Origin of the sequence: Sodalis-like endosymbiont of Proechinophthirus fluctus (assembly GCF_001602625.1) — a bacterium.
Taxonomy (GTDB): Bacteria; Pseudomonadota; Gammaproteobacteria; order Enterobacterales; family Enterobacteriaceae.
Map to the genome: position 1 here is coordinate 73,696 of NZ_LECR01000023.1, position 1,268 is coordinate 74,963.

At 57.0% G+C, this 1,268-nt stretch carries 2 protein-coding genes; both read right to left on the reverse strand.

Annotated features, from left to right (window positions below; all coding sequences use genetic code 11):
• A partial coding sequence (locus BG74_RS16180) for a ribose-phosphate pyrophosphokinase-like domain-containing protein (RefSeq protein ID WP_244267196.1) occupies window positions 1–233 on the reverse strand: 233 nt, incomplete at its 3' end.
• Window positions 234–332: 99 nt separating this feature from the next.
• Window positions 333–1,211: a 4-(cytidine 5'-diphospho)-2-C-methyl-D-erythritol kinase gene (gene ispE, locus BG74_RS02835; protein ID WP_066596459.1), complete on the reverse strand. Its 879-nt coding sequence runs from the start codon at window positions 1,209–1,211 to the stop codon at window positions 333–335.
• Window positions 1,212–1,268: the final 57 nt, after the last annotated feature.

A 1,268-nucleotide genomic window follows, 5' to 3' on the forward strand; every position in this document is an offset into this window, starting at 1 on the left:
CGCAGCGCATCCACCATGACTACTAGTTCCATCAGGTTATCATTGGTAGGCGCACAGGTGGACTGGATGATGAAAATATCGCCACCGCGAACGTTTTCATTAATTTGCACACTGACTTCGCCGTCGCTGAAACGGCCAACGGCAGCATTGCCAAGACTAATATATAAACGGTTGGCAATACGTTGCGCTAGTTCCGGCGTGGCGTTTCCAGCAAAAAGCTTCATATCAGGCACGAGAAGAACCTCAGGCTTGCGTCTATAGAAGGCATCGCGCCAGACTGACGCCAGGGAAGGCGGCGGCGTTGCGCAGGACAATGCTATACGGGTAATGCATTAGGCCGCCGGCGGGCAGCTATTGCGCGCCCCTGACAACGCGTGGTGCAGTGGGGAAACGTTTACACCTCGGGCTACAAAACCTTGCATCCATGCAGGGGCCTGCAATAAAACTTGACGGGCGGCGGCCTCAGTATCAAATTCGGCAAACAAACAAGCGCCTGTGCCAGTTAGTCGCGATGGTGCGTATTCTAACAGCCATGAAAGATGCTGTTCAACCACGGAAAAACGTTTTCTTACGATCGATTCACAATCATTCCGAAAAGGGACGGTTATAAGTTCGGCGAGGGAGCGCCGCGGCGCGTCTCTTCGCAGCTCAGGATCGCCGAAAATGCGCGTCGTGGCAATACTGACCGGCGGCACCGCCACCAGATACCATTTTTCCGCCGGGGCGGCCGGTGTAAGCTGATCGCCGATGCCTTCGGCGAACGCCGCCTCGCCGCGCACGAACACAGGCACATCGGCACCGAGCGTCAGCCCCAGCCGCGCTAGAGTAGCTAGAGTCAATCCGCAGTCCCACTGGGCGTTGAGCGCTACCAGCACAGTGGCGGCGTCGGAAGACCCTCCGCCGAGTCCCCCTCCTATCGGCAGCACTTTCTTAAGCCGGATATCCGCCCCCGGCGCCCTGGGGTCATCCGCTGCCCAGCAGTAGAGCTGCAACAGCCGCGCGGCGCGCATGATAAGATTATCGTTCTCCACCACGCCCGCGATCGGGTTCAGCAGGCGGATGCAGCCACCTCCGGTCGGGGTAATGCTGAGTGTGTCACCATAATCGAGAAACTGAAACATCGTTTGCAGCAGATGGTAGCCGTCAGGGCGACGGCCGGTAACATACAAAAACAGATTAAGCTTAGCCGGAGCTGGCCACTGGCGTGTCATTACATGCTCCAGCTATCCATTTTCAATTTGATGCGGTTGTCACCCTGACGTAATTCT

What these genes read in the sequence shown, in the direction of transcription:
- ispE (WP_066596459.1), bottom strand. Translation starts at nt 1,211, where the DNA reads ATGACACGCCAGTGGCCAGCTCCGGCTAAGCTTAATCTGTTTTTGTAT.